The organism is Vibrio sp. QJM3NY_21, from assembly GCF_057785975.1.
Window position 1 is genome coordinate 1,702,007 of sequence record NZ_CM173513.1, and the last position, 17,380, is coordinate 1,719,386.

30 protein-coding genes and 1 pseudogene are annotated in these 17,380 nt (G+C 42.2%); 29 read left to right on the forward strand and 2 right to left on the reverse strand.

Annotated elements, in window-relative coordinates; all coding sequences use genetic code 11:
- Positions 1 to 22: 22 nt before the first annotated feature.
- Complete coding sequence (locus AC3CID_RS07685) at positions 23 to 424, reverse strand: YkgJ family cysteine cluster protein (protein ID WP_488527222.1); 402 nt, start codon at positions 422 to 424, stop codon at positions 23 to 25.
- A gap of 207 nt (positions 425 to 631) precedes the next feature.
- On the opposite strand from AC3CID_RS07685, the gene AC3CID_RS07690 reads away from it, so the two are divergent.
- The 29 genes and pseudogenes from AC3CID_RS07690 to AC3CID_RS07830 all read left to right on the forward strand — a co-directional run bounded on the left by AC3CID_RS07690 (position 632) and on the right by AC3CID_RS07830 (position 16,786).
- Positions 632 to 793 (forward strand): hypothetical protein, encoded by a 162-nt coding sequence (locus tag AC3CID_RS07690; RefSeq protein ID WP_167409361.1) that lies wholly within the window; start codon positions 632 to 634, stop codon positions 791 to 793.
- Positions 793 to 1,491, forward strand: coding sequence for a pseudouridine synthase (locus AC3CID_RS07695; protein WP_474355428.1), 699 nt, complete (start codon positions 793 to 795; stop codon positions 1,489 to 1,491). Before AC3CID_RS07690 ends, AC3CID_RS07695 begins: the two co-directional genes overlap by 1 nt.
- A gap of 64 nt (positions 1,492 to 1,555) precedes the next feature.
- Positions 1,556 to 1,930 carry a VOC family protein gene (locus tag AC3CID_RS07700; RefSeq protein ID WP_017078093.1) on the forward strand — a complete coding sequence of 125 codons (375 nt, stop codon included), beginning with the start codon at positions 1,556 to 1,558 and terminating at the stop codon, positions 1,928 to 1,930.
- Between the two features lie 96 nt (positions 1,931 to 2,026).
- On the forward strand, positions 2,027 to 2,635 hold the full coding sequence (locus AC3CID_RS07705; RefSeq protein ID WP_139137190.1) for a sugar O-acetyltransferase: 609 nt from the start codon (positions 2,027 to 2,029) through the stop codon (positions 2,633 to 2,635).
- A gap of 160 nt (positions 2,636 to 2,795) precedes the next feature.
- Positions 2,796 to 3,134 carry a hypothetical protein gene (locus AC3CID_RS07710; RefSeq protein ID WP_017090233.1) on the forward strand — a complete coding sequence of 113 codons (339 nt, stop codon included), beginning with the start codon at positions 2,796 to 2,798 and terminating at the stop codon, positions 3,132 to 3,134.
- 425 nt (positions 3,135 to 3,559) lie between these two features.
- Positions 3,560 to 3,973, forward strand: coding sequence for a GFA family protein (locus tag AC3CID_RS07715; RefSeq protein ID WP_017078097.1), 414 nt, complete (start codon positions 3,560 to 3,562; stop codon positions 3,971 to 3,973).
- A gap of 234 nt (positions 3,974 to 4,207) precedes the next feature.
- Positions 4,208 to 4,447: a hypothetical protein gene (locus AC3CID_RS07720; RefSeq protein ID WP_237299080.1), complete on the forward strand. Its 240-nt coding sequence runs from the start codon at positions 4,208 to 4,210 to the stop codon at positions 4,445 to 4,447.
- 234 nt (positions 4,448 to 4,681) lie between these two features.
- Entirely contained in the window at positions 4,682 to 4,891 is a 210-nt protein-coding gene (locus AC3CID_RS07725; RefSeq protein WP_479305543.1) for a DUF3955 domain-containing protein, read from the forward strand.
- A gap of 218 nt (positions 4,892 to 5,109) precedes the next feature.
- The gene (locus AC3CID_RS07730) at positions 5,110 to 5,586 is read left to right on the forward strand and encodes a GNAT family N-acetyltransferase (protein ID WP_488527223.1); all 477 of its coding nucleotides are present in this window, start codon (positions 5,110 to 5,112) and stop codon (positions 5,584 to 5,586) included.
- A gap of 61 nt (positions 5,587 to 5,647) precedes the next feature.
- On the forward strand, positions 5,648 to 6,265 hold the full coding sequence (locus AC3CID_RS07735; RefSeq protein WP_488527224.1) for an RraA family protein: 618 nt from the start codon (positions 5,648 to 5,650) through the stop codon (positions 6,263 to 6,265).
- A 117-nt stretch (positions 6,266 to 6,382) separates the two neighbouring features.
- Positions 6,383 to 6,547 (forward strand): annotated as a pseudogene (locus AC3CID_RS07740) (MBL fold metallo-hydrolase); the annotation flags it as partial.
- An 8-nt stretch (positions 6,548 to 6,555) separates the two neighbouring features.
- The gene (locus AC3CID_RS07745) at positions 6,556 to 7,113 is read left to right on the forward strand and encodes a nucleotidyltransferase family protein (protein WP_372243909.1); all 558 of its coding nucleotides are present in this window, start codon (positions 6,556 to 6,558) and stop codon (positions 7,111 to 7,113) included.
- Positions 7,114 to 7,252: 139 nt separating this feature from the next.
- On the forward strand, positions 7,253 to 7,669 hold the full coding sequence (locus tag AC3CID_RS07750; RefSeq protein WP_488527225.1) for a nucleotide triphosphate diphosphatase NUDT15: 417 nt from the start codon (positions 7,253 to 7,255) through the stop codon (positions 7,667 to 7,669).
- A gap of 45 nt (positions 7,670 to 7,714) precedes the next feature.
- Positions 7,715 to 8,053, forward strand: coding sequence for a GFA family protein (locus AC3CID_RS07755; RefSeq protein WP_114633499.1), 339 nt, complete (start codon positions 7,715 to 7,717; stop codon positions 8,051 to 8,053).
- A gap of 400 nt (positions 8,054 to 8,453) precedes the next feature.
- Positions 8,454 to 8,861: a bleomycin resistance protein gene (locus AC3CID_RS07760; RefSeq protein ID WP_114633501.1), complete on the forward strand. Its 408-nt coding sequence runs from the start codon at positions 8,454 to 8,456 to the stop codon at positions 8,859 to 8,861.
- A gap of 73 nt (positions 8,862 to 8,934) precedes the next feature.
- Entirely contained in the window at positions 8,935 to 9,369 is a 435-nt protein-coding gene (locus tag AC3CID_RS07765) for a GNAT family N-acetyltransferase (RefSeq protein WP_171308231.1), read from the forward strand.
- An 88-nt stretch (positions 9,370 to 9,457) separates the two neighbouring features.
- Positions 9,458 to 9,814, forward strand: coding sequence for a hypothetical protein (locus tag AC3CID_RS07770; RefSeq protein ID WP_488527226.1), 357 nt, complete (start codon positions 9,458 to 9,460; stop codon positions 9,812 to 9,814).
- A gap of 36 nt (positions 9,815 to 9,850) precedes the next feature.
- Positions 9,851 to 10,321 (forward strand): GNAT family N-acetyltransferase, encoded by a 471-nt coding sequence (locus AC3CID_RS07775; RefSeq protein ID WP_372243914.1) that lies wholly within the window; start codon positions 9,851 to 9,853, stop codon positions 10,319 to 10,321.
- Positions 10,322 to 10,409: 88 nt separating this feature from the next.
- On the forward strand, positions 10,410 to 10,754 hold the full coding sequence (locus AC3CID_RS07780) for a VOC family protein (RefSeq protein WP_488527227.1): 345 nt from the start codon (positions 10,410 to 10,412) through the stop codon (positions 10,752 to 10,754).
- A 119-nt stretch (positions 10,755 to 10,873) separates the two neighbouring features.
- Positions 10,874 to 11,290, forward strand: a complete 417-nt coding sequence (locus tag AC3CID_RS07785) for a VOC family protein (protein ID WP_017061801.1) — start codon at positions 10,874 to 10,876, stop codon at positions 11,288 to 11,290.
- A gap of 52 nt (positions 11,291 to 11,342) precedes the next feature.
- A complete protein-coding gene (locus tag AC3CID_RS07790) occupies positions 11,343 to 11,756 on the forward strand; it encodes a GNAT family N-acetyltransferase (protein ID WP_054546358.1) in 414 nt (137 codons plus the stop codon).
- A 95-nt stretch (positions 11,757 to 11,851) separates the two neighbouring features.
- Positions 11,852 to 12,259: a GNAT family N-acetyltransferase gene (locus tag AC3CID_RS07795; protein WP_146454499.1), complete on the forward strand. Its 408-nt coding sequence runs from the start codon at positions 11,852 to 11,854 to the stop codon at positions 12,257 to 12,259.
- 67 nt (positions 12,260 to 12,326) lie between these two features.
- Complete coding sequence (locus tag AC3CID_RS07800) at positions 12,327 to 12,908, forward strand: HD domain-containing protein (RefSeq protein WP_488527228.1); 582 nt, start codon at positions 12,327 to 12,329, stop codon at positions 12,906 to 12,908.
- A 122-nt stretch (positions 12,909 to 13,030) separates the two neighbouring features.
- Positions 13,031 to 13,417, forward strand: a complete 387-nt coding sequence (locus tag AC3CID_RS07805) for a hypothetical protein (RefSeq protein ID WP_428784104.1) — start codon at positions 13,031 to 13,033, stop codon at positions 13,415 to 13,417.
- Between the two features lie 199 nt (positions 13,418 to 13,616).
- The gene (locus AC3CID_RS07810; protein ID WP_004733861.1) at positions 13,617 to 13,874 is read left to right on the forward strand and encodes a hypothetical protein; all 258 of its coding nucleotides are present in this window, start codon (positions 13,617 to 13,619) and stop codon (positions 13,872 to 13,874) included.
- Between the two features lie 140 nt (positions 13,875 to 14,014).
- Positions 14,015 to 15,019, forward strand: a complete 1,005-nt coding sequence (locus tag AC3CID_RS07815; protein WP_488527229.1) for a S66 family peptidase — start codon at positions 14,015 to 14,017, stop codon at positions 15,017 to 15,019.
- A gap of 151 nt (positions 15,020 to 15,170) precedes the next feature.
- Positions 15,171 to 15,629 carry a DUF302 domain-containing protein gene (locus tag AC3CID_RS07820; protein ID WP_029222242.1) on the forward strand — a complete coding sequence of 153 codons (459 nt, stop codon included), beginning with the start codon at positions 15,171 to 15,173 and terminating at the stop codon, positions 15,627 to 15,629.
- A 266-nt stretch (positions 15,630 to 15,895) separates the two neighbouring features.
- Positions 15,896 to 16,411: a P-loop NTPase family protein gene (locus AC3CID_RS07825; RefSeq protein ID WP_488527230.1), complete on the forward strand. Its 516-nt coding sequence runs from the start codon at positions 15,896 to 15,898 to the stop codon at positions 16,409 to 16,411.
- Between the two features lie 132 nt (positions 16,412 to 16,543).
- A complete protein-coding gene (locus tag AC3CID_RS07830) occupies positions 16,544 to 16,786 on the forward strand; it encodes a hypothetical protein (RefSeq protein WP_029222243.1) in 243 nt (80 codons plus the stop codon).
- Between the two features lie 104 nt (positions 16,787 to 16,890).
- On the opposite strand, the gene AC3CID_RS07835 is transcribed toward AC3CID_RS07830, so the two are convergent.
- Positions 16,891 to 17,223, reverse strand: a complete 333-nt coding sequence (locus AC3CID_RS07835; RefSeq protein WP_065205255.1) for a PBPRA1643 family SWIM/SEC-C metal-binding motif protein — start codon at positions 17,221 to 17,223, stop codon at positions 16,891 to 16,893.
- Positions 17,224 to 17,380 lie beyond the last annotated feature (157 nt).

Genomic DNA, 17,380 nt, shown 5'->3' on the forward strand with positions numbered 1-17,380 from the left:
TTGATCTTCAAAAGATCATCGCTTACGAATAGCTTGAAGGGCGGCTGTCTTTCATCAATAGGTCGAGTTTCCTTTGAGCTTTCTTCATGTCTTGTAAATCCACCACCTCAATCATTTCACACTCATCTCGTACCATCTCATTAATCAGGCTTGGATAGTGTCTGCAATCTTCTGGTCGGTCTAAGTAAATACTACAGGTGTACTTGGCTTGAGCCTTGGTGTCTTTCGTCGGAACTAGCTCCAGAAAAGGGCAGCGAGTTAAACGTTCACCAGATTCAGGGTCGAACCAGATCTCGCTTCCTCGAACATATTCAAAGATGTCTGGATTGAACAACTCCCACAAATCAATCTCTTCTTGCGTTGCGGCAAGGTCACCATCTCCGTATTTGATACAGCATTTCCCGCATTGATTACAATTTTTCATTAGTGACTTCATTGGTTGGTGAGCTTTTATCATTTTACCACTGATAGGCGTGGCACGTTGACTTTGTTGTTCATGGTTAAACGGTTTCGGGAAGGAGCCTAAAATAGAAGTACTTAATATTACTTTAACTACCTAACACCACTCCAAACAAGGCTGTAAACAGTGATACAATTTGCGCCTAGTAAGTTATTAAAATAAGGCATAGAAATGAGAACCGTATACACCACCGAAGGCGATATCAACGCAAAGAAACAGAAAGACGCTTACCCAAAGTTGGCGCTATGTGATAACTGCGTTCGAGGTTATGTGGTGATTGCTCAAGGCGAACGTACCTACAAGCCATGCGCAAAATGTGGCGCTGACGATTAATGCGCCTTGATAAATACCTATGCAAAAGCACTGAACTAACCAAGCCTGAAGCGATTGAACGCATCCATAATGGCGAGGTGAACGTGAACTGCGAGATTGTCACCGATGAATCGACTCAGATTCACGAAAGCAACACCATCTTGTTAAATGGTAGGCTTCTTAAGTTACGTGAATTTCGATACCTTTTAATGCACAAGCCAGCCGGTACTATTTGCTCCAATATCGATGAGGTTTATCCTTCACTGTTCAATTACATCGAGATAGACAAAGCATCAGAACTGCACATCGCAGGGCGCTTAGATGCAGATACAACAGGCTTAGTCTTGATTACCGATGATGGGCGATGGTCATTCAATATCACGCTGCCAACCAAGTCATGTAAGAAGGTGTATCGCGTGACATTGTCACGAGACATTAAAGACGATGTTGCTGACAAGTTCAAAGCGGGCATTCAATTGCAAGGCGAGCAAAAACTGACGCGTCCGGCAGAGCTCGAAGTGATTACCAGTAAAGAAGTGCTGTTGACCATTACAGAGGGTAAGTTTCATCAAGTAAAACGAATGTTTGCCGCGGTAGGAAATCGCGTTGTTGGCCTTCACCGTGAACAGATTGGTGATGTTCGTTTAGATGTTGAAGCAGGCCAGTGGCGTTATTTAACCCAAGCCGAAGTCGACTCATTTCAGCAGGGTTCTGAGTAATTGTTTAACCACTAGAAGCGTAAAGCGTGTCAGCACCAGAACATCAACACTATAAGGATGTAGGATGGAAAACCTAAAAGTCTCAGAAATTAAGTCTTTCGTACCCGCGAGAGACTTCGTTTTATCCAAGCGTTTTTACCAGTCAATCGGCTTCGAAGTGATGTCTGAATTTCACGATATCGCCTATTTACGACACGGCAGTTGTGCCTTCCTTCTGCAAAACTTTTATGAACCTGCGCACTGTCACAATTACATGATGCACTTGCTGGTTGAAGACGTAAAAAGTTGGTATCAACACATTCAAAACTCTAATGTAGTGTCGGAATTTGAAGTTACCGTTTCCGAGGTTGTTGAGCAGCCTTGGGGAATGCTTGAGTTTTGTATCACTGACCCAAGTGGTGTGCTTTGGCGTGTGGCTGAAAACATCAGGCCGCGTTAATTCATCCAACTTGCATTGAGGCCAGTGAAAACTTCAAATTATTCATCTGTTTCTTTATTTATGCCGACATAAGGCAATGATCAAATAGGTTCAAACATGGATATAAAGGCTAAAATGCACAGCCAAGACGTTTACTACTGTGACGACGTTGATTTGGTTGCTGAGCAAACTCAATGCTTAGAAGTGCTATACGATTTTAACCACACTCGTCCTAGTGAAGGGGATAAACGACAACAAATCATGAAGCAACTGTTCGCCGAAGTCGGTGAGGGCTGCTACATCGAGCCGCCGTTACGCGCGAACTGGGGGCGTCACACGCACCTAGGCAACAACGTATACGTGAACTTCAATTTAACTTTGGTCGACGACACAGACGTATTCATCGGCGACAACGTGATGATTGCGCCTAACGTGACCATCGCCACTGGCACACATCCCATCAGCCCTGAACTCAGACTAAAAGCAGCGCAGTTCAATATCCCCGTTCGTATTGGCAACAACGTATGGCTTGGCGCGCACACCGTCGTACTTCCCGGTGTCACCATTGGTGAAAACTCGGTTATCGGAGCGGGCAGCATAGTCACCAAAGACATCCCAGCTAATGTCGTCGCAGTCGGAAACCCATGCTGCGTGGTACGTGAAATCAATGAGCACGACCGAGAGTATTACCATAAAGATCGCCGCATTCCAGATGAACTAAAGTAAGCGATTTTTCACACGCCTGAAATTAGCTGTGACATAAGCCATTGTTATACAAAGGCTTGGTTGTATATTGCTTGTCTATCTTAGAAACTAGACAAAATTATTCTGGAGTTAAGTGCAGAATTTTTATGTCTGATAGCTGTTATATGTACAGGGAGTTTCAATGAAGGGTTTTCTCAAAGGGATTTTAGCTTATCTTGTTGTGATCTCGGTAGCTCTGCTAATTTCTCGCAATTTTTTTGATTACCTATCCACAATAGACTTGGTTGACTACATTGCATATGCCGGTGTTTTACTTGTTGTATTGGCAGGCATTACATTTGATGGTAACAATCCAGCTAATCAAGACTTTTTGTCGTTAATGATTCATCGTGAACTTGTGTCCCGAACCAATGACTTTCAAGACGAAACGAATAAAGTAAGTTTTGCAGTTAATGTCGGATTGATAGGTATATTTTTACTTATTGCTAGTGGTGTAATGGCTTGGCATATTAGTAAGTAAAATATATAACATGCCTTTAAATCTGATTCGTAAACGCGTGCCGAACTCAGACATGGCACACATCCACTCACAGCGTAGCTAAGCGTTATGCCTCGTAATTCTTCCAGAGTTAAAGCAACTGCCATATCTAGTCTTAATAGTTTGTTTAGGTTCACGGTGCTTTTCTTAACTATTTGTTAGAGTGGCATTTCAGTGTGCACGGAGGTTTTATCATGGGAACTGTAATCGGTTTGGTGATTCTAGCTGCTATAGATTTGTATCTTTTTCGTAAAACAGGGCTTCATATTCATAAATGGATCTCTAAAAAGTACGCCGCGTATCTGTCGGATAAGGGAAACAAAAAATAGCCTTTACTTATTAAGTCATCGGTATAAAAAGCGTTAGCTGTTATTAATTTTACACACATTACAAAGATTGGAGGATTCATGAAAGGTAAAGGAAAGTGCCTATGTGGCTCGGTTGAGTTGGAAGTAGAGTACGCCAGTAATGAATTGGGGGCTTGTCATTGTAGTATGTGTAGAAATTGGTCTGGCGGCCCGATGTTAGTCATTGATTGCGCTGATTCCGTCAAAATATCAGGTGAATCAAATGTAGTGAGATATAAATCATCCGATTGGGCTGAGAGGGGGTTTTGCGGTAAATGTGGTACTCACTTGTTTTACTTTTTGGTGCCAAATAATCAGTATCACCTTCCTGTCGGGTTATTGATGCCTGGGGATGACTACAAGTTAACTCATCAAATATTCATCGATGAAAAGCCTGAATACTACGAATTTAAAAATGAGACACAAAATATGACTGGTGCAGAGGTTTTTGCCTACTTTGAAAGTAGAGAGTAGCACTTAGTTTTTATTAGCTTAAGACTAATTCACAAAGCTCGGCATTTTTTAGTTTCGGTCGAGTTTTGTGTTTGCGGTGCAATGGTTTCGGTCAGGTGGTAGCGTTGCTCACGCTTAACCTCCCAGCATCAACCCCCAATTTGAAGTGACTCGAAACTCGATTGTCTGAACTCCGAATAGCTGAATAGTTACTCTAATATACAACGAGTTTCTAATGGCTCTGAGGGGGCGGAAATGACAGATATGGCAATATCAAGTTACCTTGGCTGGTTGTTACTTCTTATCGGTTGTTATCCTTTCTTTCTTGTTGGTGTCAGTATGTTTTTCTATGATGCAGAGCGTAAACAAGCATTAAGGTGGTTGAATGGAGTTAGTTTTCTATTGGCTGCATTCCTTCTTTACATGCATATGCAGACAGAAGTCGTCTATGGTCGGGAACTGCTCGAAGCCTGGTATCGTGATAACCCTCAATAAAAAGCACATAACAAGTGTTTATTATCCATATCGGTATATAAGAGTGATGTTAAACGCTTGGCATTTCCTGTTCGAATCAGCTTTAGTGTTTTCGGTACATGGTTGAGGTGAGGTGGTCGCGATGTCAGCCACTTCAAGCGGCGATAACTCGTCTATCCAATTATGGTTATCCGAGTGAACCATGTTCTCTTACAAAGTGTCTGACATTTTAGATATTCAAATGTTGAGGCTCCGATGAATTTTCTCCGTAAGTATAAAATCAGCTTTCTTTTCTGTGTTAGTGGCCTTTTGTGTTTCATTGCTTATAACACCATTGGTTCATACGTAGATGAAATTGGTTTGTTGGTTGAGCCATTCGGGCTTATTCCTCTATTTTGGCTTTTTGAGCTACTTGCGTTAGTGGCTTTTGTTGTGGCGTTCGTTAGACAGAGAAAGTGCCAGTAATCCAGTTAAGCTACGAGTGCACGAAGATGTTTTGTTATCACAAACAACTTAGGCGCGATTCGGTACGCGTGGCATTTTTGGCATGCGGCGGTATTGGTGTTTCCACTCGTTTTAACTTCAGTGGGTTAGGTGTTAAATTTGAGAGTATTGGTAGCGTTGTAATCTGCTCAAGCGGGCGTTATGTTACTAATTGAATTCAACGTTTATAAAGGATGAACATGGTAGTACTTAGAGGAATGCGCCAAGACGAATATCCAGCATATTGTCAGTATTTTATTGACGATTACAGTCAGGAAATAGCTAGAAATTATGGGCATTCTTTAGACGTTGCAGTCGAATTGGCAAAGAAGGACTTGCATCGCAGCTTCCCTAACGGACTAGAGGGCAATGAGCATTCGCTATTATGCATTGATGCTGAAGTCGATGGCGAATGTAAGCTTGTGGGTTACCTATGGCACTCAGTCAATATTGGGGATAAATCTACGTTTATCTATGACTTCTTCATTTCGAATGAACATCGAGGTCTAGGTTATGGTACTCAATCAATTTTTGCGTTAGAGACCCAACTACTCACTATTGGTATCAATCAAATAAAACTGAGGGTCGCATATCATAATGAGCGGGCGCTTAAGTTGTATAAAGAAGTTGGCTTTGAGGTTACCGGTTTCAATATGTCTAAGAAACTAAGCGGGTAGCCTCAACATATCAAGCAACATACATAGACCGGCAGGTTTCATTTAAACATGGAGTGAAAATATGAAGTCGGATTTTTCAAAACTTGCGACAACCGAGTACGGAAACATACTAAATAATGACCACTTTATTAATTTTAGTATTGGTCCTCTTTGGCAGGGAATGCCGCCAATTTTTGGAGAAGCGTTTACTGTCCAGTTAACGTCTGGTGATAATTTAATGCTTCATTCAGCCATATACGAAGCACCAGAAGGTTCCATCATTGTAGTGGATGGAGTTGATAGCGAATATGCAGTAGCCGGCGGTAATGTATGCGCAGTCGCTAAGAGTCGAGGTATCAAAGGTTTTATTATTGATGGTGTCATTCGAGATTTGAGTGAAATTTTAGATATGAAGTTTCCAGTTTTTGCGAAAGGTGTTCATCCAGTACCGGGAAAGAAAGAGGTCTATTCTGAATTGGGCGCTCCAATCACTTGCGGGGGAGCAAAGGTCTCTACGGGAGATATCATTGTTGCTGATGTAGAGGGTATTGTCGTTATTCCTAAATCAAGAAAAGATGAAGTGTTTCTAATGGCTTCAAAGAAAGCAAGTGACGAAGCTTCATTAACACTCGCTGAGTGGGAAACGAGTCATAGGGCTAAAATAGCCCAAGCAATAAAGTGTGCGAAACAAAAAACTTAATTGGTGCAGCAAGCTGATTTGTAACGCGTGGCATTTGTCATCAATTAACAGGCGTTAGGCGACAACGAATAAATTCATCCATGGAGAAGAGAGTGATCGTACGGACTGCGACGAAGTATGAAAATAACGACGCTGGTTGATAACTCTCGACTGGATAACCGAAAAGACTTAGCCGTTGAGCGCGGGCTATCACAGCATATTGAAACCGAGAAGCTAAAGATCTTGTTCTATATGGGAAGTGGCGATACGTTTTGTAAAAATGCACCATTACTGGGTGTTAATAGGTCACGATGAATAAACAAAAACTAAAGAACCTCATTCAACAAGTTCCTGAGCTAATCGAAACAGCCAACGTATGTCGTGAGGTGGGCTTGCCAAACTTCTATATTGCAGGCGGTGCTATCACTCAAATCATCTGGAATGATATCGAAAACAAACCGCTTCTAGACCAAGTCAAAGACTTCGATGTTGTCTATTTCAATAGTACCTCAGCTATCACCGAAGATGAGTTCAAAAACCGCATTCGTTCGCGGTTAAGTCATTGTGTCGACGTAGACGTAAAGAACCAAGCGACCATTCATGAGCATTACGCTAAGAAGTTCGGTTGCCTCATTCAGCCATACTATCGTGTTGAACAAGGTATCGAGTCTTGGCTCTCTGCATTTGCTATAGGGTTTACTCTGGATGATTCAGGCGATATCAAGTTGTTTGCACCATACGGTGTAGAGGACGCGTTTGATATGCTGATTAAACCGAATAAGCGAGCAATGACAGAAGCGAACTACAACAAAATGACGGCTGGTTATAAGGCCCGATGGCAGCAAGTAAAAGTATTCCTTTGGGATTGATCGATAGAGCTTTACGAGATGATTCTCAACATTTGGTATTTAACTCGGCTTGGCGTTAGTGGTAAATTTGAACGCAATCTCAGAATTGTTAGTCACTTAGCTGTTCGTTTGTCTTTTAGTAAGAATTAAGGAGTTTTAAGTGAGTCAGGAAGTAAGAACAGGTGTAGCTGCGGTTATTCTACGTGAAGGACGAGTGCTACTTGGAGAGCGAATTGGTTCCCACGGGGCTCATACGTGGGCAACGCCGGGCGGACACCTTGAATGGGGTGAAAGCATTGAAGAGTGTGCTAAACGTGAAACACTCGAAGAGACTGGCTTAGTTGTTAGTGCATTTGAGAAGCTGACTTTTACCAATGATATTTTTGAGAAAGAGAACAAGCACTATATAACGCTGTTTGTTGTTGCTTCTGATGCTAACGGCGAACCGCAGGTGACAGAGCCTGATAAATGTAAGCAATGGGAATGGTTTAAACTAGATGAGTTACCAGAACCACTGTTTCTTCCTCTGACGAATCTGTTGAGCGATCCAGTCATCCTTGCGAAGCTAGCGCAGTAATGCAAATTGTTAGTTCGTTGCTATGTGAATACAGGGAACAATCAAATGGAATTAAAGTGTCACTGTGGAAATGTGAGCTTAGATCTGAGCTCGCTTCCAGACGAAGTCGGGGAGTGTAATTGTTCTATCTGTCGTCGTTATGCTGCCGTTTGGGCGTATTTTTCTCCGGAGCAAGTTCAAATCAACTTGAGCGATAAAACTGAGTTTTATTGTTGGGGCGATAAAGAAGTCGAATTTCATCGCTGCAAGTTGTGTGGATGTTTAACGCATTACGTAACGACAGAGAAATGCTCCGCAGATATCTTGGCTGTGAACATGAGAATGGCCGAAAATGAAGTGCTTGCAAGCATCCCAGTTCGTAAGATCAACGGCGCAGCGTACTAAGTCAACTAACAAGGTACTTTCACTGCGCCTTGCAGTATTGAAACGGTAGATTTGGTCGTATTAAGGAGAAGTTCGATGTTCAAGTGTCCAAATTGTGGGGCGTCGGTTTCTATTAAAGAGAAATCGAAGCTACATCCTTCCAAGCACATGCCATGTAAACAATGCGCTCAAGTATTGAAGCCTTTTACTATTTATTACTATTCACTCTTTTTTATTGCCCCTTTTACGGTTTCGATTTCAATGAATTATGCAGGGTTTAGCACTTTAGGTGCCATGGTGCTTAGTTTTACATTGTTTTACGTGCTGTTAGTGTGTCAGCCAATAAAGAAAGTAACGCAATAGCCCCCTAGCATTAAAAGAAGATGACTAATCAGCAATAAAATAATGAGGCAGGTAAATCATGACATTACGAGTAGTTCCAGAGCTTTATTGTTTCGATATTAATGTGAGCAAATCCTTCTTTGTCGATGTGTTGGGGTTTGAAGTGAAATACGAGCGCCCAGATGAAGAGTTTGTTTATCTAACGCTTAATGGTGTTGATGTGATGCTTGAAGGGATTGCGGGAAAAAGTCGAAAATGGCTTTCAGGTGATCTGGAGTTTCCGTTAGGGCGTGGTGTTAACTTCCAATGGGATGTTATCGATATCGAACCTCTATATCAGAGAGTTAACGAAAGCGCCGCTGATTCTATTTACTTAGCGTTAGAGTCAAAGTCTTATCAATGTGGGGATTCGATCGCGACTCAGAAGCAGTTCATCGTTCAAACTCCTGACGGTTATCTCTTTAGGTTCAGCCAAGATATTCGTTAACACATAAATATTATTGGTTACTTACTACGAGAAACATGGCTAACTAAGTACCTGCTTAAACAAGGAGAGTAGAGTGGTCAACATTCGGGAAATGGCAATTTCAGATTACGACTCAGTGATCGCGTTGTGGTGCCAGACAGAAGGCATGAGTATTCGAGATTCCGATTCGAAAGAAAGCATTGCGAGCTATTTAGCTCGTAACCCCGGTCTGAGTTTTGTGGCTGAAAGTAACAATGAGATCATTGGCGCTGTCTTGGTCGGAACGGATGGACGTCGTGGGTATTTACAACATTTAGCTGTCTCGGCCAACTTCAGAGGGCAAAAATTAGGTTGTAAGCTTGTCGCAGAGGCGGTTAACGCACTTGCAGGGCTAGGTATTCCCAAGACCCACTTGTTTGTTTATAACGACAACATCAATGCTCAACAGTTTTACGAAAAGTTGGGCTGGTTTCCTCGAGATGAAGTTCGAATGTACTCGTTTAATAGCTCGGATAATAGTAACGTTTAGCCTTATAAGTTCGCGTTGGCTGAGCTTGAATTTGCAACAGGTTCGCGCGCATCCGTCTAATATCAAAAAATCCTTGGAGTATTTAGAAATGTTGTTTTCTAGTCTGTCTAAACCATTGATTCATGGATCCGAGTTATGTGCTGATCTGCTGAATTTCTTAACCGAGCATAAGAATGATTTCGAAGAAAAGTTAATCCCCGATCTGTCATACATCGATGATATCGCACATGTGGTGAACGGCATTAAAATCAAAGACGTTCTACACATCAGTAGTAATCAATACCGACTTCAATATTCGTTTGATTGGGAGCTGTTTTTAGGATGTTCAGATAGGAACGAAACCGGTGTAGAGAATGGAAGTGTTCTATTCACACTCAATGACGATAACGTTCTTAATATCAACTTCCCAAACTACGCCTCTCGAGACACTAGCGATGAGCTGTAGTCGGTTTTTCGTGCGTGTTATACAGAAGGAAGAACAATGATAACTATCGAAAGGCTTGAAGAATCACATGTGACGTTAGTTCAGGCCATCCAACTCGCCGATGAACAGGTCAAGTTCGCTGGCACAGCTGCAGAGTTTTTATTAGACGGCAGTGAAACGACGCACTTGCACGTGATTAAGTCTAATAACGAAGTTGTTGGTTTCTTTAAGCTGGATATCGCTTACGCAGATTCTTATGAGTTTTGCCCTGAAGGAAGCATTGGGTTAAGAGCCTTTGTTGTTGATAAAAACCAGCAAGGTAAAGGTTTGGGAACAGGCACGGTGAAGGCTTTGTTTCCGTATTTAAAAGCGAATTACTTAGCGTATGAGTCGATTTACTTAACCGTGAATTGTAAAAATCCCGTAGCATTTAACTGTTATAAGAAAGGCGGCTTCGAAGATACCAGTGAGCAGTATTTAGGTGGTGCAGCAGGCCCGCAATTTATCATGAGCGGTCGAATCGCTTAGTAATATTATACCGACTAATTATTGATGAGAAACACCTGCACAGCTGTATGCAGGTTGAGAGTTTTAAAGAGCACGAAAAGGAAATTTGATGAAGGTTCAATATCTTGAAGTGGTTACCCCAGAAGTCGATGTTGTTTGTGCAACATACGCTCAGCTCTACAACGTGAAGTTTAGTGGTGCTGATGTGAACCTTGGTGGGGCGCGCACTGCAAAGCTATCTAATGGTGGGGTAATAGGTATTCGAGCACCGCTTCGTGAAACTGAAGAACCAACTGTTCGACATTACACGCTGGTTGAGGATATTCAGTCTGCAGTAAATACAGCCGAAAAACTAGGTGCCGAAGTCGTAGTAACGCCAATGGAGTTACCACGTCACGGCATGTGTGCCATTGTTATTCAAGGTGGCGTCGAGCTCGGATTCTGGGAGTTATAGGTGATACATAGCCTTTAGATTGTGAAGGACGAGATACTGCGATTTATGATACGACACCTAGTGTCTTTGCCGGCTTCATGGCATCATTCCACGCAGCTAAAACCCCAACAAGGTATGTTATGAAACAGAATATTGTCCACATTGCACTCGTGGTAAAAGACTACGATGAAGCGCTTGATTTCTATGTAAACAAGCTTAAGTTTGATCTCATCGAAGACACGTATCTACCAGAAGAAGATAAGCGCTGGGTTGTTGTTGCTCCACCAAATTCAACCGGTGTGAGCCTGTTACTTGCTAGAGCTTCCAAGCCAGAGCAACTTGATTTCATCGGCAACCAAGCTGGTGGACGTGTATTCCTATTCTTAAACACCGATGACTTCTGGCGTGATTACGAACGCATGACATCTTTGGGTATTAACTTTGTCCGAGAGCCAAAAGAGCAAGGCTACGGTACCGTTGCTGTGTTTGAAGATCTTTACGGTAACTTGTGGGATCTGCTTCAGTTAAACCCTGAACATCCTATGGCTAATAGGTAGAATAGCTTAGTCAACAACCCTAATTCTAGTCATACGGATTGACAGGAGCGACATGGAAGTCACAAAGTATCATCCCAAGTATTTAACCGCTTTACAGGCAATCTATTTAGAATCGAGACAGAAAACCTTTCATTGGGCTGATACTAACGCTTTTAAGTTATCCGATTTCGACTTAGATACAGAAGGTGAGCAAATATGGGTCGCTGTTTCTGGCAATAAGGTTTTAGGTTTTGCCTCTATTTGGATACCTGAAAGCTTCATCCATCACCTCTATGTTTGCCCGCGAACGCTACGTTCTGGGGCTGGTTCTGCTTTACTCAATACCTGCAAACAACATTACTCTGGTCTGACATTGAAGTGTTTGACTGCCAATGAAAATGCGATTGGCTTTTATCAGTCGCAAGGCTTTGTTATCTCGTCCACAGAGGGAGAGGGGTTAGAGCGTTATCACTTAATGACGTACTAAGCTTTGTAATAATAAGTTTAGTAATAACAATCATAACAATCACAAGCCCTGCAATTACAACAAGGGTAATCAAGTCGGGAGTTTAAACAGAGAATATGGAAATAAAACAGCTTTCAGCGATTGAGGTACTTCCGGTTAGGCATCAAGTGCTTTGGCCTGATAAACCGATGTCGTTTTGCATGGTGCCAGATGACGAACAAGCAACGCATTACGGCGCGTTTGTTGGTGAGCTGCTGGTATGTGTCGCATCTATCTATATTCAAGACAATGAAGCTAGGTTGAGAAAGTTTGCTACGCTGCCTGAATTCCAAGGGCAGGGAATCGGTTCCAACGTGATTGAGCATGCGATCTCTAACCTCAAAGATTTAAACATCCAATACTTTTGGTGCGATGCACGTACAACGGCTTTAGGTTTTTATCAAAAGTTTGGGATGGCTGTAGAAGGCTCTGAATTTGAAAAATCGGGTGTCGCGTATTACAAAATGTCGGTTCATTGGGAGTAACGGTTCTCTGTAGCTCTGTTAACCCTCCGTATCGCCAAATCATCAACTTAAGTTAAGGAAGCTCATCGTGGAAGAAATAAAAGGCATTCTCCAATTCATGGTCGAAATTGAACAATTAAAGGATGTTCATCGACAAACAAAGCCAGTTGGATTGGCTCGATATGAAAACTCCGCTGAGCACAGTTGGCACGTCTGTTTGAGCGCGCTCATGTTGAAAGACTATGCCAATGAAGAAATCGATATTACGCGAGTGATGAAGATGTTGCTGATTCATGACCTTGGGGAAATCGATGCCGGAGACACCATCATTTATGCCAGTGAAACCGAAGAAAACAAGCTCAAAGAGAGAAACTGCGTCGAGCGCTTGCTGAAATCATTGCCGAGCCATTTAAGCACTGAGTACTTGGATCTATGGCTTGAGTTCGAAGCGGGTGAGTCACCGGAAGCCAGATTTGGTAAGGCGATCGATAGAGTGCCACCTTTGCTTCATAACATCCATGGAGGCGGTCACAGCTGGAAGAAGCACAACATATCTAAAGATAAAGTACTGACCTTTAATGGCGAGCGTATTTCTAAAGGCAGTCGTGCTCTATGGAAAGAGCTAGAAGTGCAACTTGAAGGGGCTGCGGACAAAGGGCTATTAAAGTAAAAATTAACTATCTTGCCAAGGAATGACAAAGAAGTTTCAACCTAACAACGTTTAAATTAAACGCGAGAATTCATAGTGTTACTTCAGCGTAGCAAGCCCATTGTTAAAGGAATAAGAACCACATGAAAACCACTGCTTTAGCTTTATTGTTGCTTAGTGTTTTTGGTAGTGCATTTGCAACCAATATTGAAGCGATCGATTACCAAGTGTCGGTCACTGTCGAGGATTCCGAATCAAAACTCAACTTCCCAACCTTTAAGTTCGACTCTTTCGGACAGGAAGTCTCATCTCAAACTGAAGAATGCATTTATTCGGGTGTTCTTTCTAAGCATGAAGCTAACGCTATTCTATTAGAGGCCAAAATGTCATGCGATTATGAAAATGGTGAGTCTAGTAGTGAGATGCCTGTTTTTATTCTTGATAAAGAGGGTGGAGAAGCAAGTATCGAGCTTGGAGAAGATGAAGCAAACCTGTGGAAATACACGGTTCTAATTAAAGCGCTTAACTAAATTTCAAACGATACACGGTTACTCTTTTTGTTCTGCTATTGAACACCGCAATGCCAATTAAAGTAGATGCATGACACATGGTATTATCTTGTGTCTCATTTCTTTCTAATAAAACTCTAATGGACGACAATAAGTTCGAGAACCGAGTGATAAGTTGTTAGTATGCATCAACTTTATAAATGTTAGTTGGCTTATATAAATGCTTGATAATAAGTATATTAAACACCCTTATCACTGTGAACAGTGCAACGCACTGACCCCACACCTTGCTGTTAACGCTTCCGATGCTCAATCTAAAGCGGACGCTGAATCTGAAAAGAAACAATGGAAGTTAGGCGTGTTGATGGAGTACCTGATGACGTTATTGTTTAAAGGTGACCATAATGTTCCTGGTTTTTATGTCGACAGTGATTATGAATACCAATGTGAAAAGTGTGGGACTAAGTCGTGGCATTAATTGGGTATGAAAATTTGATTCAACCCTAATTTTCGAGCTCTAATCCCCAAAATCAATTAGCTTAAAGAACTAGTTAGCTTTAATAATTAGTGAGTTTCAATCAGGCGTATTATTCTTACTTTGTTATGGAGGACAAACGAGTGATATACCCAAAAACTTTAAATATCGGTGACAAAATCGGATTTTTCTCACCGTCATCGCCTGCAACTGTCTTTGCTCCTAAACGGTTTGCTCGTTCTAAACGCTATTTGGAAGAGCAGGGCTTCATTCTGGTTGAAGGTTCGTTAACTGGAGAGTCAGAAGGGTATCGTTCTGGTTCCATTCAAGCACGAGCCGAAGAACTCAACCAGCTCATTCGAGACCCAGACGTGCGCTGCATTATATCGACCATTGGTGGTAACAACAGCAACTCACTGTTGCCATACATCGATTATGATGCCCTTAGAAACGACCCTAAGATCATCGTCGGCTATTCAGATGCCACCGCATTACTGTTAGGCATCTACGCCAAAACTGGATTGGTGACTTTCTATGGTCCAGCACTCGTCGCGTCATTTGGTGAGTTCCCGCCGTTAGTCGACGAAACCTTCCAATCATTTACTGCCATCTTATGTTCGGATTCAAGCCAACATCAGTACACGATGCCTGAGAGTTGGACGGACATCAAACACGACTGGGAAACTCAAGATTCGGCAAAGCCAGTTTACAATAACGAATGGCACTTCATGGGAATAGGTCAAGTAAGCGGTCGCGTGATTGGTGGCAATCTGAGTACCATGGCGGGGATTTGGGGCAGTGAATACATGCCAGAAATTCAGACTGGCGATATTCTCCTTATTGAAGATTCACTAAAAGGCATTGAAGCGGTAGAGCGTTCATTCGCACACTTATTGGCTTGCGGAGTATTCGATAAAGTAGGCGCAATTGTACTCGGCAAACATGAGCTGTCTGATGACAAAGGGACAGGGCGAACACCCCTCGATGTACTTCTTGAAGTGTTGAACGGTAAAAATGTCCCGATCCTGTATGGCTTCGACAGTTGCCACACCCATCCTATGCTAGTCACGCCACTAGGTGTGCAAGGCACTATTGATTTTGATGACCAGACATTCAAGCTTCAAAGCCAATGGTTAGCGTCGAGTTAGCCTAAACTGATGATAATAAGACGCATTAGAAAAGTGATCCTCTCTGCAAACTGAGAATGGAAACGCGTCTATACTGACATGGGTTACGTCACTGATTTAAGAAGTGGCGCTATGAATGTAAGTTTGATTAGGCTAAATCTCAGAGGTGACGATGAAAAAATTACTACCACTATGCGCCATTTTACTCTCGGCATCATTTTCAGCTGCGGCTTCTGATGGTTTGATTAAATACCAAAGTAATTACTCAGTGAAAGAGACTGCTGACCGCTTTGAAGAAATCGCCAAAAGCAAAGGTTTGACCTTGTTTGCGAGAATCGACCATCAGAAAAATGCGAGTAAGGTCGATCTTGAATTGAGACCAACGGAAGTCATCATCTTTGGTAACCCAAAAGTAGGGACACCATTAATGCAATGCGCTCAAGATGTCGCGATAGACTTACCGCAGAAGGTGTTAGTCACTGAGGATTCTAATAAAGAAGTATGGCTATCTTACAACGATCCTAATTACTTGGTAGAGCGTCACGCAATCAATGGCTGTGACGAAGTGGTTAAGAAGATATCGGGTGTACTAAGCAAGCTTTCAGAAGCGACAGTGGCGAAAGCTGAATAACCGAGCCAATAAGCACTCATTTAGACCATTAATGGGTGCGACTTGACGATGATATAGCTTCCCAATCAACGTTTGGCTGCATTGACAACTAAGCAACAATATATAAAAGTAGTGTTATGAAACTGAATTTAGCGTCATCTAACCAACGAATTATCATCATTCCATAGGAATGGTGGGATTGTTGATGCGCTTTGTTTATCGAACCCACCCGTAAGGTGGGTTTTTTGTCGCTGTCTTATGGGTTTTATCTGAATAGAGGAAGTCATATGAAAAAGGTCGCGGTTTTTGGCAAGCCTGGGAGTGGAAAGTCCACAATCAGCAAAGCGTTAGCACTAGCTACAGGCATAGAGCTTCACCAGTTGGACTCTATTGTTTATAAGGCCAACGGAGAGTTTGTTGAGCGTGAAGTGTTCGACCTAGCACACGACAACATAATCAATTCTGAAAGCTGGATCATCGATGGTTTTGGCCCTCTAGACTTATTCAACACACGTTTAGATACAGCTGATACTTTGGTTTATATCGACCTTCCTTATCCAATTAGCTACTGGTTTGTTACCAAGCGAATGCTCAAAGGGTTGTTCGTTAAACCTGAAGGCTGGCCTGATGGATGCTCAGTGATAAAAGGCACGATACAAAGTTACAAGACACTAAAACTGTGCCCGAAGTTTTGGAATGACGACTTTAGAGCAAGGTTAGAATTACGCGCAAAAGAGAAAGAGGTTCACATCATCAGAAGCGTGAGTGAATTGAATAACTTTGTCCGCCAACACGTCACTTAACAGGTGAGAGCTTACCTTTCTTTGAAACGCTTTAATTTGCTCATAACTTCATGAATATATTTAGATTTAATTCAACATGTGGCATATTTGCCATGTGTTGAATTTGTGCTTTGAGTTAAGGCTATAGATATTATGTATGGAAGTGAGAAGACGAGAGCGTTCTGCTGTAACTGTAAGGAACTTACACTGCATAGGTACACGATGTTCAGTAGCCAAGTGCAAAAGGCACCACAAGCTGAAGATAAAGAACCGAGCTTACTCCAACGAATTTTATCGGAGCTTCTATCTTTTGGTGTAACAGGTTCGGGCGCGACAGGTGATTACAAATGTACCCAATGTGGAACATATCTGAATACACCAGACAACCTAGACTGAGTTTGTGAGTTTGGCTTAGGCAAATAAAAACGGGAAGACCTCAATGATCTTCCCGTTAGGTATTACTTAACTCATCGTGCTATTGGCAGTTTGAGTGAGAAGCCTTATGCACAACACTTCTTGTATTTCTTACCGCTACCGCAAGAACATGGGTCGTTACGGTTAGGTGTCTTTTCGAACGTCATTGTTTTTGGCTTGTTTAGCAACGTGTCGAACTCAAGCGTGTTTTCTTCTTTAGTTGCATCAACAGATACAGTAACAAAGATTGAATGCTCAGCCGCGATTGCTTCAACTTCTGCTTTACGATCTTCAGTTTGAACCATTACCGCAACTGGTGACTCTTCAGTACCCACTTTAACATCGCGGTTTACATTGTAGCCAGCAAGAACGTGGTTCTGTCTTGTTTCGATACGGCCTTTGAAAAATAGTTTCGACATTGGGTACTCACAAAATTTGGGATGACGCTATTCCTATGCTAGGTAGCGTTATAGAGCGGGGGATTATACGCATATATTCCAATTGATAAAGCAGTGATGTGAGTAAAGATTGTTGGTTTTTGTTTGCTAGCAATTATTTGTTTTATTGCTTTGTTCT

What these genes read in the sequence shown, in the direction of transcription:
- AC3CID_RS07685 (WP_488527222.1), bottom strand. Translation starts at nt 424, where the DNA reads ATGAAAAATTGTAATCAATGCGGGAAATGCTGTATCAAATACGGAGAT.
- AC3CID_RS07690 (WP_167409361.1), top strand. Translation starts at nt 632, where the DNA reads ATGAGAACCGTATACACCACCGAAGGCGATATCAACGCAAAGAAACAG.
- AC3CID_RS07695 (WP_474355428.1), top strand. Translation starts at nt 793, where the DNA reads ATGCGCCTTGATAAATACCTATGCAAAAGCACTGAACTAACCAAGCCT.
- AC3CID_RS07700 (WP_017078093.1), top strand. Translation starts at nt 1,556, where the DNA reads ATGGAAAACCTAAAAGTCTCAGAAATTAAGTCTTTCGTACCCGCGAGA.
- AC3CID_RS07705 (WP_139137190.1), top strand. Translation starts at nt 2,027, where the DNA reads ATGGATATAAAGGCTAAAATGCACAGCCAAGACGTTTACTACTGTGAC.
- AC3CID_RS07710 (WP_017090233.1), top strand. Translation starts at nt 2,796, where the DNA reads ATGAAGGGTTTTCTCAAAGGGATTTTAGCTTATCTTGTTGTGATCTCG.
- AC3CID_RS07715 (WP_017078097.1), top strand. Translation starts at nt 3,560, where the DNA reads ATGAAAGGTAAAGGAAAGTGCCTATGTGGCTCGGTTGAGTTGGAAGTA.
- AC3CID_RS07720 (WP_237299080.1), top strand. Translation starts at nt 4,208, where the DNA reads ATGACAGATATGGCAATATCAAGTTACCTTGGCTGGTTGTTACTTCTT.
- AC3CID_RS07725 (WP_479305543.1), top strand. Translation starts at nt 4,682, where the DNA reads ATGAATTTTCTCCGTAAGTATAAAATCAGCTTTCTTTTCTGTGTTAGT.
- AC3CID_RS07730 (WP_488527223.1), top strand. Translation starts at nt 5,110, where the DNA reads ATGGTAGTACTTAGAGGAATGCGCCAAGACGAATATCCAGCATATTGT.
- AC3CID_RS07735 (WP_488527224.1), top strand. Translation starts at nt 5,648, where the DNA reads ATGAAGTCGGATTTTTCAAAACTTGCGACAACCGAGTACGGAAACATA.
- AC3CID_RS07745 (WP_372243909.1), top strand. Translation starts at nt 6,556, where the DNA reads ATGAATAAACAAAAACTAAAGAACCTCATTCAACAAGTTCCTGAGCTA.
- AC3CID_RS07755 (WP_114633499.1), top strand. Translation starts at nt 7,715, where the DNA reads ATGGAATTAAAGTGTCACTGTGGAAATGTGAGCTTAGATCTGAGCTCG.
- AC3CID_RS07760 (WP_114633501.1), top strand. Translation starts at nt 8,454, where the DNA reads ATGACATTACGAGTAGTTCCAGAGCTTTATTGTTTCGATATTAATGTG.
- AC3CID_RS07770 (WP_488527226.1), top strand. Translation starts at nt 9,458, where the DNA reads ATGTTGTTTTCTAGTCTGTCTAAACCATTGATTCATGGATCCGAGTTA.
- AC3CID_RS07775 (WP_372243914.1), top strand. Translation starts at nt 9,851, where the DNA reads ATGATAACTATCGAAAGGCTTGAAGAATCACATGTGACGTTAGTTCAG.
- AC3CID_RS07780 (WP_488527227.1), top strand. Translation starts at nt 10,410, where the DNA reads ATGAAGGTTCAATATCTTGAAGTGGTTACCCCAGAAGTCGATGTTGTT.
- AC3CID_RS07785 (WP_017061801.1), top strand. Translation starts at nt 10,874, where the DNA reads ATGAAACAGAATATTGTCCACATTGCACTCGTGGTAAAAGACTACGAT.
- AC3CID_RS07790 (WP_054546358.1), top strand. Translation starts at nt 11,343, where the DNA reads ATGGAAGTCACAAAGTATCATCCCAAGTATTTAACCGCTTTACAGGCA.
- AC3CID_RS07795 (WP_146454499.1), top strand. Translation starts at nt 11,852, where the DNA reads ATGGAAATAAAACAGCTTTCAGCGATTGAGGTACTTCCGGTTAGGCAT.
- AC3CID_RS07805 (WP_428784104.1), top strand. Translation starts at nt 13,031, where the DNA reads ATGAAAACCACTGCTTTAGCTTTATTGTTGCTTAGTGTTTTTGGTAGT.
- AC3CID_RS07810 (WP_004733861.1), top strand. Translation starts at nt 13,617, where the DNA reads ATGCTTGATAATAAGTATATTAAACACCCTTATCACTGTGAACAGTGC.
- AC3CID_RS07820 (WP_029222242.1), top strand. Translation starts at nt 15,171, where the DNA reads ATGAAAAAATTACTACCACTATGCGCCATTTTACTCTCGGCATCATTT.
- AC3CID_RS07825 (WP_488527230.1), top strand. Translation starts at nt 15,896, where the DNA reads ATGAAAAAGGTCGCGGTTTTTGGCAAGCCTGGGAGTGGAAAGTCCACA.
- AC3CID_RS07830 (WP_029222243.1), top strand. Translation starts at nt 16,544, where the DNA reads ATGTATGGAAGTGAGAAGACGAGAGCGTTCTGCTGTAACTGTAAGGAA.
- AC3CID_RS07835 (WP_065205255.1), bottom strand. Translation starts at nt 17,223, where the DNA reads ATGTCGAAACTATTTTTCAAAGGCCGTATCGAAACAAGACAGAACCAC.